Origin of the sequence: Nostoc sp. (assembly GCF_036916975.1) — a bacterium.
Classification (GTDB): Bacteria; Cyanobacteriota; Cyanobacteriia; order Cyanobacteriales; family Nostocaceae; genus Nostoc.
The window spans coordinates 17624-33736 of sequence record NZ_JBALFF010000025.1; the positions used below are offsets into that span (position 1 = coordinate 17624).

Annotated in this window: 14 protein-coding genes; 11 read left to right on the forward strand and 3 right to left on the reverse strand. The window is 43.7% G+C overall.

Annotated features, from left to right (window positions below; genetic code table 11):
- Nucleotides 1-8 precede the first annotated feature (8 nt).
- The gene (gene treZ, locus V7K73_RS04465; protein ID WP_334877540.1) at nt 9-1856 is read right to left on the reverse strand and encodes a malto-oligosyltrehalose trehalohydrolase; all 1848 of its coding nucleotides are present in this window, start codon (nt 1854-1856) and stop codon (nt 9-11) included.
- Between the two features lie 496 nt (nt 1857-2352).
- On the opposite strand from treZ, the gene V7K73_RS04470 reads away from it, so the two are divergent.
- The 3 genes from V7K73_RS04470 to V7K73_RS04480 are packed head-to-tail and all read left to right on the forward strand — an operon-like array spanning nt 2353 to nt 4453.
- Nucleotides 2353-2883 (forward strand): RNA-guided endonuclease InsQ/TnpB family protein, encoded by a 531-nt coding sequence (locus V7K73_RS04470; protein ID WP_334877515.1) that lies wholly within the window; start codon nt 2353-2355, stop codon nt 2881-2883.
- Between the two features lie 21 nt (nt 2884-2904).
- Entirely contained in the window at nt 2905-3624 is a 720-nt protein-coding gene (locus V7K73_RS04475) for an RNA-guided endonuclease InsQ/TnpB family protein (RefSeq protein ID WP_334877541.1), read from the forward strand.
- 13 nt (nt 3625-3637) lie between these two features.
- The gene (locus tag V7K73_RS04480; RefSeq protein WP_334877517.1) at nt 3638-4453 is read left to right on the forward strand and encodes a DUF1838 domain-containing protein; all 816 of its coding nucleotides are present in this window, start codon (nt 3638-3640) and stop codon (nt 4451-4453) included.
- Between the two features lie 612 nt (nt 4454-5065).
- Here the strand turns inward: V7K73_RS04480 and V7K73_RS04485 are convergent.
- Together V7K73_RS04485 and glsA are read right to left on the reverse strand one after the other, a co-directional pair.
- Nucleotides 5066-5389 carry a hypothetical protein gene (locus V7K73_RS04485; protein WP_334877519.1) on the reverse strand — a complete coding sequence of 108 codons (324 nt, stop codon included), beginning with the start codon at nt 5387-5389 and terminating at the stop codon, nt 5066-5068.
- A 41-nt stretch (nt 5390-5430) separates the two neighbouring features.
- On the reverse strand, nt 5431-6414 hold the full coding sequence (gene glsA / locus V7K73_RS04490) for a glutaminase A (RefSeq protein WP_334877521.1): 984 nt from the start codon (nt 6412-6414) through the stop codon (nt 5431-5433).
- Nucleotides 6415-7312: 898 nt separating this feature from the next.
- On the opposite strand from glsA, the gene V7K73_RS04495 reads away from it, so the two are divergent.
- From V7K73_RS04495 to V7K73_RS04535, 8 genes are all read left to right on the forward strand, one after another.
- Nucleotides 7313-8440, forward strand: a complete 1128-nt coding sequence (locus V7K73_RS04495; protein WP_334877522.1) for a septal ring lytic transglycosylase RlpA family protein — start codon at nt 7313-7315, stop codon at nt 8438-8440.
- Nucleotides 8441-8573: 133 nt separating this feature from the next.
- Nucleotides 8574-10181 (forward strand): bifunctional pantoate--beta-alanine ligase/(d)CMP kinase, encoded by a 1608-nt coding sequence (locus tag V7K73_RS04500; protein WP_334877524.1) that lies wholly within the window; start codon nt 8574-8576, stop codon nt 10179-10181.
- A gap of 828 nt (nt 10182-11009) precedes the next feature.
- On the forward strand, nt 11010-11612 hold the full coding sequence (locus V7K73_RS04505) for a superoxide dismutase (protein ID WP_334877526.1): 603 nt from the start codon (nt 11010-11012) through the stop codon (nt 11610-11612).
- Between the two features lie 498 nt (nt 11613-12110).
- The gene (locus V7K73_RS04515; protein WP_334877528.1) at nt 12111-12947 is read left to right on the forward strand and encodes a cytochrome c peroxidase; all 837 of its coding nucleotides are present in this window, start codon (nt 12111-12113) and stop codon (nt 12945-12947) included.
- 45 nt (nt 12948-12992) lie between these two features.
- A complete protein-coding gene (locus V7K73_RS04520) occupies nt 12993-14237 on the forward strand; it encodes a cytochrome-c peroxidase (protein ID WP_334877530.1) in 1245 nt (414 codons plus the stop codon).
- A 143-nt stretch (nt 14238-14380) separates the two neighbouring features.
- Nucleotides 14381-14587, forward strand: a complete 207-nt coding sequence (locus V7K73_RS04525; protein WP_334877532.1) for a hypothetical protein — start codon at nt 14381-14383, stop codon at nt 14585-14587.
- Nucleotides 14588-14828: 241 nt separating this feature from the next.
- The gene (locus V7K73_RS04530) at nt 14829-15965 is read left to right on the forward strand and encodes an AIR synthase related protein (protein WP_334877534.1); all 1137 of its coding nucleotides are present in this window, start codon (nt 14829-14831) and stop codon (nt 15963-15965) included.
- On the forward strand, nt 15943-16083 hold the full coding sequence (locus V7K73_RS04535) for a hypothetical protein (protein ID WP_334877536.1): 141 nt from the start codon (nt 15943-15945) through the stop codon (nt 16081-16083). The genes V7K73_RS04530 and V7K73_RS04535 overlap by 23 nt, the downstream gene beginning before the upstream one ends.
- The last annotated feature ends 30 nt before the right edge of the window (nt 16084-16113 follow it).

Here is a 16113-nt window from a genome sequence, read left to right on the forward strand (position 1 = left end):
TCTCCCCCTCATCCTTTTTCATAAAGTACTAAACTAGTAGCTTGCAATTTTACTTCTTGGCCTACAGATAGATGTTCGGGAGCTTCAGAACCATGCCCAGACCATGAGGTATCAGCAGAGTCTAACAATTTATTAGCATTTTGCTCAAACGGCAGAGCCACTTTCACTGAAGACGAATTGAAGTTCATCACAAATATTAGTTCACTTGATTCGCTCCAACGCCGCACAATCACCAACTGCTTGTCTTCATCGTTAGTCGCTTTGATAGAGTTGCGGTCTTGATTCAAAAGTGCTGGATGCGTCTTGCGTAAATTAATTAACTGACGATACCAATCCCAGAGAACTTTGTGCTTACCGTTATTACGTAATTCCCAGTTGAGTTTAGACTTTAGGAAAGTTTCTGACGATTCCGGATCTGGGGGATCATCTGCAAAGTGAAATGCTTCAAACTCTTGTTTACGTCCGGCTCGAACTAATTGAATTAAATCTGGATCGGAGTGACTGACAAAATAAATGAAGGGTGCTGTTTCGCCATATTCCTCTCCCATAAACAACAGAGGTAAATTTGGCGATAGTAGCACAGCACCAGCAGCTAATTTTAATCCCTCAAAAGAGACTCGCTGGCTGAGGCGTTCTCCTTTCATTTGATTGCCGATTTGATCGTGATTCTGAATACAGATTGTAAACTGTGATAGCGGGCGATCGCGGCAAGATACGCCATGATATCGTTTACGGTGTGGTGCGTACTTCCAATCGTAGACAAAAGTATCTTCATAAGCTTTTGCCAACTGAGCAGTTTGCCCAAAATCTTGATAATATCCTTGGCGATCGCCTGTCAACAGTGCGTGTAATGAATGGTGAAAATCATCACTCCACTGGGCATCAAGACCATATCCGCCCAATTCTACTGGACGAATTATTTGCGGATTATTCAGGTCACTTTCGGCAATTAGATGGCGTTTCCATTTTTGCCCTTGTTGTGAAAAATGATGAACTGCTTCCGCTAGTTCCCACAGAAAATGCTTCGCCCCCAAGTCATAAATTGCTTGAATAGCATCCAAGCGTAAAGCATCTATGTGGAAATCGCGCAACCAATAAAGCGCATTTTGGATAAAATAATTTCGCACACCCTGACTATGGGCATCGTCGAAATTCAGCGCTTCACCCCAAGGCGTTTTATAGGTTTTAGTAAAATAAGGCGCGAACTGACTCATATAGTTGCCTTCTGGGCCAAAGTGGTTATACACCACATCCAGCACTACGGCAATTCCGTGTTGGTGACAAGCATTTACCAGTTGCTTCAGTTCGGCTGGGCTACCATAAGAATTTTGCACAGCATAAGGGTAAACGCCGTCATAACCCCAGTTGCGGTATGCAAGAGAAGCTTCAATATGGGTATCTCCCGGAAACTGGGAAATGGGCATGATTTCAATGGCGTTAATTCCCAGTTCTTTTAAATCAGGTAAACGGGGAATAATCGCGGTGAAAGTTCCTTCAGGCGTGAAAGTCCCAACGTGAACTTCATAAAAAATCATCGACTCCACAGGAATCCCAGCCCACCCTTCATCAGTCCACTCAAACTGTTGATCGACAATTTCAGACGGCCCATGCACCCCTTCCGGTTGATACTGCGACGCGGGATCGGCAAAGGTATCTTGCCCATTTAAGACATACCGATAAAGCGTACCCGGATACACATCGCTGACTTTCGTGTGCCAGTATCCCTCAGACTGAGGTTTCAGCGGAATTAACTGCTGTTCTGGCGTCAAAATCTGTACCGTGACGCTATCTAATAGTGGAGACCAAACTGTAAATTCACACTCTCCGTTACCCAAGTAGTTAGCACCAATTCTCACGCAGTATCCTCCCATCAGTTGCAGTTCAGTTTGTTGTGTCTTGTGGCGCGATGGCATATCCGCCCTTTTCGGTGGCGATCGCAAATGTCATTGATTGCACATTATTTACAAACACGCCAGATAGCATAATGGTTGGTCTACTAGAGCTTTTGCTAGCACCTGAAGGCGGATTTTTGACCAGAACGAATTCTGTCTAATGATAAATAAGGAGGCAGAGGCTAGGGCTGAGTGGGCAGCAGGGTAGTTTCATACCAAGAAAAAAAACTTTATGCAGTTAGGTTAGAGAGGGTACGTATTCTTCCAACAAATGACCAATGACAAATGACAAAAATGCAACTTGAATGCTGATTAGCTTATTCTTTTGTTATCCAAATACAAAGGTTAACTAACAGCACTTGATAAGCTAACAATTACTCATTTTTACTCACTTTCTTTGACAGGCTACGAATAAAATCGCGCAACACATCCGATTTAGTCCTTGAGACTTGCTCACAGTATGCTTCTAACAAATCTAACTCTTGCTGCGGAATCCTTATTGTCACCTTTCTTTCGTCTTTCATTGTCTGCTAATATGCTGTACAATGTATATATGTTAATAGCATTTAAGACGGAACTCAAGGTTAACAACAAACAGCGCACAGAGTTGTTGAAACACTCTGGTGTAGCGCGTCATGCGTGGAACTGGGGGTTAGGTTTAACTAAGCAGATACTCTTACATAACTTGTCGAATCCAGAGGCTCATATTAAGTTTCCCTCAGCGATTGACTTGCATAAGTGGTTGGTGGCATTAGTAAAGCCTGAATACCCTTGGTACTACGAAATATCAAAGTGCGCTCCACAATATGCGCTGCGTAACCTGCGGATGGCTTGGGATAGGTGCTTCAAGAAGGTGTCTGGTGTCCCAAGATTCAAGAAAAAGGGGATGGGGGATTCATTTGAGTTAGACGGAACAATTAAGATTCGCGGCACTCACAAAATTCAACTTCCCAAGTTGGGCGTACTTAAAACATACGAGAGCTTACCCTAAATCCATCCCAAGTTTGCGACTATTAGTCGCACTGCTGACCGTTGGTATATCTCGTTTCGGATTGAAATCGAGCCAACCAATGCACAAAAAGTAGTTGATGTTGTCGGCGTTGATTTAGGCGTTAAATCTCTTGCTACCCTATCAACTGGGGAAGTGTTTGAGGGAGCGAAATCATACCGCAAACTAGAGGCAAAACTATCTAGGATTCAATGGTTAAGCCGCCATAAGCGATTAGGTTCCGCTAACTGGAAGAAAGTACAAGCCAAGGTTGCTAGGCTACATCAACGCATTGCCAACATCCGTGCATATTCATTACACAAACTCACCACCTATCTAGCCAAAAACCACGGCGTGGTAGTGATTGAGGATCTAAATGTGTCTGGGATGATGGCGAATAGAAAGCTGTCCAAAGCTATTGCCGATATGGGTTTTTATGAGTTTCGCCGCCAGCTAGGGTACAAAACTAAACTCTACGGCAGTGAGTTGGTGATAGTTGATAGATGGTATCCCAGCAGCAAAACTTGCTCTAACTGTGGAGTCAAGAAAGAATCTTTATCACTCAAAGAACGCGTGTTCAACTGTGAGCATTGCAATTTTGAATGTGACAGAGATTTAAACGCATCGATTAATCTCAAAAACGCGGCGAGTCACGCCGTGTCAGCTTGTGGACTGGTGAGTGCCGACACTACCAGAGTGAAGCAAGAAGATTTCAGTTTGAAAGCAAACGTTAGTAAATTATGAACGGATACTTTAGATGGTTGCACAAATCCAAGAACTTGAAGCGCAGCACTGGGTTAAAACTCGTTCTTCCCTCGACCCTAGCGAATCCACTTTTTTAATGTGGAAAGGTAAAATTTACGCCTTTATCCCCGGTGAGAAAAGACAACTCCTGTTTAAGATGCTGGGATTGAGTGTTAGCAGATGTATTCCCACAGCAGAGGGTAGCTGGGATTTTACTTCCAGGGAATTAACTTATTACCTCAATCCACAAACAGATGAAGTCTTAGCCAAATGGGAGAATCCTTGGACAGGCGAAACAGTTCCGGTGATCCACGTTGCGAATAATCCAGTGCAGGGGAAGTTTAAGGGGAATTTTCCCGCCCAAGTAGATGGTGACAGTACAACCTTTGTTTTTGATATATTTCCCTATTACCCTAATCCCCTAGCAGACGATCGCAAATTTGCCGAATACAGCCCAAATCCAATTTATCAGGCAGCAGAATTGTTTAAATTAACAGTGCCAACCGCAGATTTATTCAACACAGCCCTCTCGTCAGTTTCTCAACTCAAACTGAGTTGGGATCGGATTGGTCAATGGCTTCCCTGGATGAAAATGGGCGATCGCCCCGGTCAACTGATCTACAGTGCTGTTGGTAGCAAAATCAATGGTTTAACAGAACTGTCCCCACTGCTGCAAGACGAAATTAATAACCGTATTCCTCTATATAAAAAAGCCCCAAAAGCATTCATAGATGGGGAAGATATGACTTCATGGTTGTACTTCCAAAAGCACTTTCAAGCTTACTTATCAGGTGAAATATTCCCGCTTCCCCAAGCAGAAGAATTTTGATCGAAGAGGGAGGGGGCAGGGGGCAGGGGGCAGGGGAGAAAGATACTGGAATTACCCTACAAAAAGGGTTTTAGCAGCCCTAAATTTATTTATGCCCAAAAGCAAAAGTATTTATTTCGAGCCGAAAGTGCTTTCGAGTTATAATGCGTCCAAGTTTTCAGCAGCCCTAAATATGTATGGGGTTCTCCCCCCTGCCCCCCTCTTTAAGAGACGCACTCGCGTTCGCTAATGCAAAACAAAATTCACGAATTAGGTTGCCAAGCCTTGCCGAGGTACGAACTTGTAGTGAGCGAAGTCGAAGTATTACGAATTATTTAACCGAGTACCGTGGGTTTAAATCCCCCGGTTCAAAATCGCGCAAGTTTTGGGTCGGGGACTGCGAATGCAAAGTTGCTCCTGTAGTGCGCAACTCTTGGAGACGCTTTGCGGTAAGCGAAGCTATGCCGAAGGCTTTACGCGCATCCTGCGGCGGGGGAAACCCCAAGACCGCAATAAGGGCGCTAAATCCCCGTCACAAAACAAAATTTACGTACAGCCCAAAGGGCCATGAAAACCGCGCAGCGTGCCGGAGGCTCTATTACGAATTACGAATTACGAATTACGAATTACGAATTATTTTAAAGCTGGCGGCTCTATCTTTTGAAATTCTTTCATTGCTTCGATATGAACTTGATTTACCTTTATATGCTCCTTTACTGTTTCTGAAAATAAATCTGTTGAAGGATCTTCTGTTAGTCTGTGCGCCAATTCTTGGAATTTCTGCGCGTGTTCGTGCATGGTTTCTCCATAGGCTTCCATACGTTTTTTTTGTTCCGGCTCGATTTGGTCATCTGTTTGTAAACTTTTACTCAACTCTTGTATCTCTTTGCTATGCTCAATTGATTTTTGAGCATGTTTTTGTGCTGTCTCTATAGTCTGCTTTGAAACTTCATGCATAATGTTAATCCCGACTATCGCTTTCAAATAACTCTTCTAATTTACTCAAATTTCGCCTCTTCACCTGAACAGTCAAATAAATGTAACCCTAACCGTTGGGAAAGTTCTTCACACACCTTTACCCCCCGCACACTATTACCACGCACATCAAGCAGGGGCGAAAAAACTCCAATGCCCATCTTATTGGGTACAACGGCGATAATTCCCCCACAAATTCCACTTTTCGCCGGAATCCCAATTTTATAAGCCCACTCACCAGCAAAGTTGTACATTCCGCAGGTATACATCACACTCAAAATATCTTTGATGTAACGCTTATCCACCGCCCGTTCTTTGCTAATGGGGTTAATACCTCTGTTAGCAAGGGTAGCCGCCATCACTGCTAAGTCTTGGCAATTCACCATCACAGCACACTGCTGAAAATAAAGATCAAGCGACTCTTCAATATTCCGGTCAATCATGCCAAAGTTGAGCATCAGATGCGCCATTGCGCGGTTACGATGCCCTGTACTGCGTTCTGAGGTAAAAACTGAAATGTCAACGAACACATCGCGGCCAATATATCGCCGAAACATATCCAGCATTCGGTTGAGGCGTTCGGTGGGGCCGGAACCTTTAATTAAGCTGGTGGTTGCGATGGCACCTGCATTTACCATTGGATTATAAGGTCGCTTTGATTGCTCATCCAAAACAATCGCGTTAAATGCATCTCCCGTCGGTTCTACACCAACTCTAGTCAAAACGTAATCCAGCCCATGATCTTCTAAAGCAAGTCCATAAGCAAACACCTTGGAAATTGACTGAATTGTAAAGAGGTGATCGTAGTCGCCAACTTTGTAAACCTGACCATCTACTGTCACAATGCAAATGCTGAACAAATCCGGGTTTGCCTTTGCCAGTTCTGGAATATATTTCGTTACTGCACCCTCCCGGACTGACTTGTACTGGGAATGCAACTCATTGAGAAAAGCTTTTAATGGCGATGGATTTATTTCTAAATCTCCTTGATGTGCTTGGTCTGTCATCAGGCTGATACGATTTCCCAAAATACCTACTATATATAGTAGGGGTAACAGCTGTACATCCCTACAGCCGCAAAGATTTTAAACAGATACCTTGCTCTAAAAAATCATAATTGAGCAAGTACTTAGCTCAAAATAAGGCTATTGTGCTTTATGATACTTGAATGATTTTATCTCCAAGCGATCGCAAACATTTATTAATTTTTTTATCATTCATCCTGAAAAAAATTAAGTTGAGTATCTTCCTTTTTTTTATACCCAGTAGCACTGAGGCACTAAGTTACATATATCACTATTTTCAGCCTACTCATGGAAAATAAAAGTCATGATTAATCTAAGTGGAAAAAACTTTGAAAAAAGATATTAAACTCAAATTAATTTACATAATTATTTAAGATGTAATTCATATCACGACTTATTCGTAGATAAATCTAAAGATTTCATGAAATAGGTTCTTTTAAGTATTTATGCCGATGCCATTTAATTAAAGTTGTATTACCTTCTAATTGGAAATAGCAAAAATAAATGTAATATAAAATACACGGGTAGCGACGAGCCTTTAGAACCGATGTGAATAGGGTATCGTCGCTTTAGCGTGCAATAAGCGTAAAGTTTTTTTAAGAAATTTTGGACTTGCCAAAAAAAGCGTTACATAGCCAAAGTCCTCTATTGAGAAAGGTTTCGCCCTAAAAATTGGAATTTAAATTGAGAAAGCTGCCAAGAATTACGCTAAAACCCTGATCCCCAAGCCAAAAGGTTCGTGCTAGTCTGTTGCAGTTATAAACAACAAAGTGGAAACGGAACGAATTCGAGTTTTTCAGAAGGGAAATCACTTTCACAAAGTGAAAAATCCCGCAAATCATAAAACTTAAATTCTACAGTCGCTTTAAAAAACGGACGCATGAATCAAAGACATTTGTGGATTATTGTTGCCCTGTCTATGGCTGCTTTGGGCATACCCTCAGTTGGTTGCACTCAAACCACCAAGGGAAATGCGCTAGCTTCCCAGAAATCATCCGCCTCTGATGTGGTGAAGGTGGGAGATGTGGTGAAGGTGGGAGAGTATCAATCCAGAGCAGGGAAACAAACCTTGGATGCTGTGATTACACAAATTCATCCTCACAACATTAGAGGACGTAAGGCGGCAACCCTTTTTATCCGAAATATACCTGTTCTCACCTTTTTGAGTTCTGTATCAAATACGAATCTTGAAACTAAAAAAGTTGGTGCAATTGGAAATACTGGGGGCGTACAAGGGTACGCCCTTATTGCTAGCAATTCATCAAATGCACTGAATACTGGCAACCTAACAGATGCAAGTAACCAGATGAGCTACGGTGACAATGACCCGGTTCAGATAGCTGGTGTAATCGCAGCTAAGATCAACCAGTTGAATCGGGAAAATGTGGACGGTAGTAAGATTACCGTAAGTTGGAAAGCAGGGGAAAAATCGACTGACAATCAAGCGCAAAATAAAAGCGCCCCCTTGCAACCAAATAGCGATCGCTATGTAATCAAAGTTAATGACGAAGAATTGGTCGAAATCAACCAAGGTACGCGACTAGCAGATACCACCAATAATCTAGCGCAAGATGCATTGCTTGCAACCAATCGCCTGCGAAGACTTCTAGGCAATGCATCTCCCTTAAAAGAAATTGCTAATTTACCAGTAGTGTCTCTGCCAGTATCAATACAAAAGCTGCCTCAAGAGGCCGTTGGAATAGTGCGAGCCACCTTGAAAGGTATGGCTTCTTATTACGGCTATGACGGTTCTGGTAATCGTACTGCTAGCGGACAGAGATTCAACCCAGAAGGAATGACTGCCGCTCATCGCAGCTTACCCTTTGGTACACAAGTCCGGGTAACCAACACCCGCAACGGTCGTTCTGTAGTGGTGCGGATTAATGACCGAGGCCCATTCGTTCGCGGTCGAGTCATAGACCTGTCTGCTGGTGCAGCTAGGGTTTTGGGAATGATGGGCAGTGGCGTGGCACCAGTGCATATTGAAGTGTTAGGGAGTAGGGAGTAGGGAGTAGCTTTTTCCAAATGCCCAATGCCCCATTCCCAATGCCCATAACAATTCCCCTAGCTCAATCATCTCTTTCCTCTCTTTCAGATATAAACTAACGGGGGAGGGATCGATAAGAACTAGGGGTATTTTTGTGCGCCTGCTGACAACAGTCGCAGCTTTACGCTGCTATTTAACTAAACGCTACTCAGAAAACAAGCTAATTGCGGTTACTGATGATCTAAAACTAGATGAGATGACTAGCTGGTATCAGACGGCAGTCGGTCTGGTGCCAACGATGGGAAATTTGCATCAAGGTCATTTAAGCTTAATTCAACGGGCGCGGCAAGAAAATTCTACGGTGATTGTGACTATTTTCGTCAATCCCCTGCAATTTGCTCCCAATGAGGATTATCAACGCTACCCTCGCACTTTAGAGCAAGACCAACAATTTTGCTCTCAAGCTGGGGTAGATGCAATTTTTGCGCCGACTCCGGAAGAAATGGCAGTTCCCCAGAAGAGTATACAAGAATCAAAGCTTACACAAGTTATCCCCCCATCTGCTATGATAACAGGCTTGTGTGGTCGTTCTCGGCAAGGTCACTTTCAAGGTGTCGCTACGATTGTGACCAAACTTTTTAATTTGGTACAGCCTGACCGTGCCTACTTTGGTCAAAAGGATGGTCAGCAACTGGCAATTATTAAACGCTTAGTAGCTGACTTAAATTTGCCAGTAGAAATTGTTGGTTGTCCAATAATGCGGGAAGCTTCGGGTCTTGCTTTGAGTTCTCGTAATCAATATTTGACTGCAACGGCAAAAGAGCAAGCGGCGGCATTATATCGCGGCTTGCGACGAGCTAAAGCTGCATTCCATGCAGGCGATCGCAATAGTAACAGGTTGATAGCATTAGTACAGCAAGAAGTTGCAATAGTCAAGACGATTTTAGTGGAATATATTGAATTGGTTGAACCGACTACGTTAATGTCTTTAGAAAAAGTTGAGGAGGAAGGAATGTTGGCGATCGCAGCTCGTCTTGGGTCTACACGTTTGATTGACAATATTATATTGCGCGATCGTCAACCGATCATCGCCATTGATGGGCCGGCCGGGGCGGGAAAATCTACAGTGGCGCGTCAAGTAGCAGCAAATCTGAATTTAGTGTATTTAGATACAGGAGCAATGTACCGGGCTGTGACTTGGTTAGTGCTGCAAAAGGGGATTGCCATTGATGATGAGTGTGCGATCGCCGAATTAACTAACCAGTGTAAAATTGAACTTACTCCTAACCAAGATTTACAATCGAGTGTGCGGGTTTGGATTGACGGTACTGATGTTACCCAGGCAATTCGCACAATTGAGGTCACTTCTATTGTATCTGCGATCGCTGCACAAAGCGCTGTCCGTCAAGCACTGGTTAAACAACAGCAAAACTGGGGAAAGAAAGGTGGTTTAGTAGCTGAAGGTCGAGACATCGGTACTCATGTATTCCCCGATGCCGAAGTGAAAATTTTCTTAACCGCTTCTGTGAGTGAACGCGCCCGTCGCCGCCAGGAAGACTTTAACAAACAAGGTCAACCCGAAGTGAGTTTAGAGCAGCTGGAACGGGATATTGCCGAACGCGACTGGAAAGATAGTACACGCAAAGTTTCCCCTTTGCAAAAAGCAGCCGATGCGATCGAAGTTCAAACCGATGGTCTGAATATTTCTGAAGTCACAGCACAAATTGTGAATTACTACCAACAGCGTTTATCTCAGTGGTGATTGTAGCTTGGGAGCATCCCCCTTTTTCCATGTCATTGCCTGCCAGCGAAACGCTTTGCGACCGTCGTTCCTTCTCTCTACGAGACGCTACGCGTTAAGGGAATCTATGCCAAAGGCATTGCCTCTCGTTCGCGTTAGCGTCTCCCCTTGGGATAACAGAAGGCTTTACGCAATGACAATTATTCTCTCATTAGAAAATAAAAACTGGGATGCACCCTTGTAGCTTTTCCTATCAAATGAGATACATTCTAGCCCACTCCTTGCTTCTGAGGAGGGGGTTCAGTACCTACTCAACTCATAATCGCCATACCACTATTTACTATTAGTTTTTCACTTCAAAAGGGTGGTAAATGAGTCATGATTCACTTACTATCTTTAAAACTGCATCCACAACCAAAAGATTTATAATTTTTTACTATTGGCTATATTTATTTAAGATTTTGCCGGATATTTTAGATAGTAGATTATTTAAATTACTAAATCATCACGCTTTCGGCTGATTGCTCACATCACAATTAATCCTGCTACAGGTAGAAGCCGCAAGGCTTTAATAATTAATAGGACTTACGCAAAAAGCAGTGAAAGACTTGATTTCCCGTAGGGGCAATTCATGAATTGCCCCTACATTTCGTACTTGATGCCTAAGTCCTATTATTTTACTGATTCTACCAGTACTTTGTTTTTATCTTCACTTTGGTAGTAAAATGACGATGTTAAGTTTTATGTTTCATAATTAAAGACATAAAATCTTAAAAATAAAAGCTGTTAATTTCCTAAGCTTCTGCAATAGCTTAAAACTGGAAACCGCTAAAGAGAGGATTTGACACAATGGCATTTGTACAAGACCCACTACCCTTCGATATTAATGCTTTAGAGCCTTATGGCATGAAAGCTGAAACTTTTGAGTATCACTATGGCAAACATCACAAAGCTTATGTAGACAACCTCAACAAGCTCACCGAAGGTACAGAACTTGCTGATAAGTCTCTAGAAGAGGTGATTAAAACTTCCTTCAAAGACTCCTCTAAAGCGGGAATCTTCAACAACGCTGCCCAAGTTTGGAACCATACCTTCTTTTGGAATTCCTTGAAACCAGGAGGTGGCGGTACACCCACTGGTGATCTCGCAGCCAATATCGATAAAGATTTTGGTAGCTTCGACAAATTTAAGGAAGAATTCTCAAATGCCGCCGCAACTCAGTTTGGTAGCGGATGGTCTTGGCTGGTTAATGATGGTGGTACGCTAAAGGTGATTAAGACACCAAATGCAGAAAACCCTCTAGCTCATGGTCAGAAGGCACTCTTAACCTTGGATGTTTGGGAACACGCCTACTACATTGACTACAGAAACGCCCGTCCAGCGTTCATTAAGAATTTCCTAGACAACTTGGTGAACTGGGACTTTGCTGCTGAAAACTTGGCTCAAGCTTAATTAACTATAGAAACGCTCGTCCAGTGTTCATCAAGAATTTCCTAGACAACTTGGTGAACTGGGACTTTGCTGCTGAAAACTTGGCTCAAGCTTAATTAACTAAGAGTTTTAAAATAATTATCAGTTATTAGTAATAATTGATAATTATTTTTTTTATTCCTAACTAAAAAACTATTTATTAAAACTGGTTATGACAATAGTTTTTACTAAATCTAAATAAATAAATTAAAAATAATTAGTTAATAGTAAATATTATCAGTAGCCACGATGCTAATCATGGCTGTTTTTTATGGGCTAGGCATATAGAGTAGAGGCTTTATGGACAGAATATTAAAGTTCTAGTGAGCTACTTAATAAAGAGTTGGTAAAAGAGAACTTATTTAAGCATAAAAACTTGATAATTAAAATCTGTTATGAAATACAAAAAAATTCTGACTAGTCAGTGGAGCAGTAATGCTTTAACCATTGACAAAGAATAACAATGTTGATAATAAACACATGAGAAAAATGCAAATTGGCATCACCTTTGTGGTTGCTGTATTAGCCAGACTTACTGATCTGGCATTAAAGTTGTCAAGGAAAATGAAAAGCAGCGTGACGATCGCAGCACTAGTTGCGATCGCAGTGCTAGCAGGACACAGTGTATCGGCACAGATAACGCCGCCCTCTCAGCCACTAGCTTCGCTAAAAAGCGTAGCGATTCCAGGGCCAGACTATACAGGCTATGTCAAAGATAAGAGCAAAGCGATCGCTCTGGGAAAGGCTCTTTTCTGGGATATGCAGATTGGCAGCGATGGTAAAACATCGTGTGCTACTTGTCACTTTAAAGCTGGAGTAGACAGCAGAATTAAAAACCAGCTGAATCCAGGGATTTTGCGTGTGGATGCAAGTGGTAATCCGAATCCTGATAATACTTTCAGTCTTGGAGGGCCAAACTACACGCTCAAGCCCACAGATTTTCCATTCCACAAACTGGCAGATGTAAACAACCGTAACTCTGCTGTTACTTCTGACATTAACGATGTCGCCTCCTCCGAAGGAGTCTTCAATACCAAGTTCTTGAGTACCACTTCTGGTAATCCTCAAGACAATGTGACTCAACTCAACGATCCAATCTTCAACGTGGGAGGCATTAAAACCCGTCGGGTAGAGCCACGCAACACACCGACCACGGTCAATGCGGTGTACAATTTCCGCAACTTCTGGGATGGACGAGCTCAGAACTACTTCAATGGGGTTAATCCGTTTGGGAAAAGAGATCCCAACGCTAAACTTTACAAAGCAGCAATTTCTCTATTTCCACCACAAGAAGTCAGCGTTCAGCTTAAGAATTAATCTCTAGCTTCCCAAGCAGTCGGGCCACCACTTAGCTCATTTGAGATGTCTGCTGACGGACGCACGTTTGAGGATATCAGTAACAAAACGGTTGGGACAACAAGCCCACTCGGTGGGATCATAGATATCTTCAAAAGCCTTCCCACAGGCTTAAAGCTTCCCAGAGACCTTGGTCAAAAATTACTTTCCCCGAATTTGAAAGCACTCGCACAACAGAAGGTGGCTGTTGACGACAGTGTTTTGGGTATTTATAGAGCGACTGATGGAAAAGGTCTGAATCAGAGCTACAAGCAGTTGATTCAGGCTGCCTTCCAGCCAGAGTGGTGGAATTCCACATGGTCAATTCAGGTTGATAAAAATGACGGTAGTCGGCAACCCGTCCTCTTAGGCTTGGGAAGTATTATCGATCCAAATAAGAAGACATACGCCTTGATGGAGTACAACTTTTCGCTTTTCTTCGGGCTAGCGGTTCAACTGTACGAGTCTACACAGATATCTGACAATGCGCCTATAGATCAGTATTTTGATGGCAACCAAAACGCCTTAACTCCTCAGCAAGTGAGGGGTAAACAGCTTTTCCAGGGGACTGCCAAATGCATCAACTGTCACGGTGGGGCAGAATTTACCAATGCTTCGGTGAAAAACGTGCAGGATCAACGACTTGAACGCATGATAATGGGGGATGGACAACAAGCCGTCTATGACAACGGCTTTTACAACATTGGTGTCAGACCCACTACAGACGACTTAGGCGTGGGTGGTAAAGACCCCTTTGGTAATCCGCTTTCGGAGTCACGAGTAGCTCAACTAGGGAAATTCCAGCAGCTTCTCGGCGCAACACCCAATATCACAGTCAGCCCCAACCAGAGAATAGCCGCAGACGGAGCCTTCAAGGTACCCACACTTCGCAATGTGGAACTAACCGCACCGTACTTCCACAATGGAGGGAAGTTAACTCTCAAGGAAGTGGTTGAGTTTTACAATCGGGGTGGTGACTTTCACGAGCAGAACATTGCCAATCTGGATGCAGATATCCAGAACCTTAGCCTGAGCGATCAGGATAAAGATGACCTGGTAGCTTTTCTGAAAGCGCTAACTGACGAGCGAGTTCGTTATGAGAAAGCGCCCTTCGACCATCCCCAGTTGTTCGTCCATAATGGACATCCAGGAAACGAAACCTCCGTTACCAACGATGGCACCGGAAAAGCTACAGATGACCTTCTTGAGATCCCATCTGTTGGTCGTAATGGTCGCAGCACTGCGCCTTCCAACTTCCTGGCGACTCCGTAAACAGCCTCTTAGTTGACAATTACTCTCCCTAATCCCCTTTGGTTTCTCTAAACTGCCTCCTTTATCGTAAAGGAGGCAGTTTTTATTGGAAGGAGAAGGACGCCTCCTTTATCTTAAAAGTAGTAAGATTAAAATTAAAATATATGGATAGCAAAGAACTAGCCCAATATATCGAAGCAACTGATAGCATCACTAAACCTTGGCTATTGGTACAATTGCGTCTCAAGAAACTGCAAGAGCGTCGAGCTACCCTGACAGACGATACCTACAACAAAGAATTAAAAGATATTTACCAAGACATGATGAATTTGGGGGAATGGTGGCGCGGTATTGAAGATGATGTATTTTAAAGTTAGGAGTTAGGAGTTAGGAGTTATGGCGGTTCTCAATTCAATACAGAACCTCACCCCGTATTTGCTGGCGCAAATACCCCCCTCTCCAAAGCATCGGAGAGGGGTTGGGGGTGAGGTTGAAAAATGTACTTCATGCAAACGAGAACTGCTATATGAGTTTTCCTAACTTTTAACTCCTAACTTCTAACTCCTAACTTTTAACTCCTAACTTTTAACTCCTCACTTTTAACGCAACCTGATGCCTCAAGCTCTGGATCAAGTCGATTACGATACTCTCGATGCCGCAAAACGACGCTTCATCGATGCCGCAAAACGCACGCTTGGCTTTGCAAGCGCCTATGGCATCGTACCCGCATCCGGTCTGGGAGCAAGTGCTAACGCTTTTAGCTTCAACCTCGCTCCGTTTCTAGAGGCGGGGGCTAGAGAACTTTCGATGACACTTGTCCCGGAAGGACTCGGCACAGCAGACGATACTCGACCTGACGACCTTTCCGAAGAAGAACTTCGACGATTTTGGTGGAATATTGGTATCAAGATCATCTCGTGTCTTACGAACGATGCCGCGACATCAGGTATGCAGACTATACTTCTGGGTTTATATCTGCCGTCGAGTACTCCTGAAACGATCTTTACCCCGGCTTTCCTTGATGGGTTTCTGGATGGAGTAGTTGAGGGATGCAAACGAGTGGGGTGTGTTTATCTCTCAGGGGAAACTCCTCAACTAAAAACGAAGATGATTCCAGGTCGGCTCGACATCGCAGGCTCGGTTTTTGGGGTTATGCCGCCTGGTGTCGCTCCGATTGATAGCTCGCGTCTGGATGCCGGAAATACCATTGTTCTGGTCGAAAGTTCCGGGCCTCATGAGAATGGCTTTACCCCACTGCGAAAGCTCGCCGAGTCGCTCCCTGATGGCTACAGAACAAAACTTCCAAGTGGGCAGGAGTTCTGGGAAGCGATGAATGCTGCTTCGTATCTTTACACGCCGCTTGTGCAGGCGGTGCTTGACCTGGGGATTCGTCCCACGGCGATGGAGAATATCACTGGACATGGATGGCAAAAGCTGATGCGGTCGGTGAAGCCGCTCCGATATGTCATTGAAACGATGCTCCCAGTGCCGGAGATATTTACGTTTGTCGAAGGTCATCTTGAGGGCGGGGCAGCGACGATGCTTTCTGTGTTCAATTACGGTGCAGGATTTGCATTCTATACTGAGTCTGAGCAGGATGCAGAGAGGATCGTCGTCCTCGCAAGAGAACATAAGCTTACTGCCGTGATTGCCGGAAGGGTTGAAGCGTCTCTTACCCGCGAGGTAGTGGTAGAACCGCTTGGTGTCACCTTGAAGGGAGATTCTTTTGGGATTGCGCGAGGGGTATAGTGATTCGGAAGCGATCGCTAGTTTTCTTGAATCTATTCTGCTCAAGTCATTACTACAGGACTTACGCAACTGGCACAAGCGATCGCTAAATTTTAGTACATCTGTATTGTCAAAATGATCCAATTGGCACAGGGCGATCGCTAATTAA

Bases quoted from the DNA above. Each gene is read 5' to 3' on its own strand.
- V7K73_RS04485 (WP_334877519.1), bottom strand. From the start codon at position 5,389: ATGCATGAAGTTTCAAAGCAGACTATAGAGACAGCACAAAAACATGCT.
- V7K73_RS04505 (WP_334877526.1), top strand. From the start codon at position 11,010: ATGGCATTTGTACAAGACCCACTACCCTTCGATATTAATGCTTTAGAG.
- V7K73_RS04525 (WP_334877532.1), top strand. From the start codon at position 14,381: ATGGATAGCAAAGAACTAGCCCAATATATCGAAGCAACTGATAGCATC.
- V7K73_RS04520 (WP_334877530.1), top strand. From the start codon at position 12,993: ATGTCTGCTGACGGACGCACGTTTGAGGATATCAGTAACAAAACGGTT.
- glsA (WP_334877521.1), bottom strand. From the start codon at position 6,414: ATGACAGACCAAGCACATCAAGGAGATTTAGAAATAAATCCATCGCCA.
- V7K73_RS04470 (WP_334877515.1), top strand. From the start codon at position 2,353: ATGCTTCTAACAAATCTAACTCTTGCTGCGGAATCCTTATTGTCACCT.
- V7K73_RS04480 (WP_334877517.1), top strand. From the start codon at position 3,638: ATGGTTGCACAAATCCAAGAACTTGAAGCGCAGCACTGGGTTAAAACT.
- V7K73_RS04515 (WP_334877528.1), top strand. From the start codon at position 12,111: ATGAGAAAAATGCAAATTGGCATCACCTTTGTGGTTGCTGTATTAGCC.
- V7K73_RS04495 (WP_334877522.1), top strand. From the start codon at position 7,313: ATGAATCAAAGACATTTGTGGATTATTGTTGCCCTGTCTATGGCTGCT.
- V7K73_RS04530 (WP_334877534.1), top strand. From the start codon at position 14,829: ATGCCTCAAGCTCTGGATCAAGTCGATTACGATACTCTCGATGCCGCA.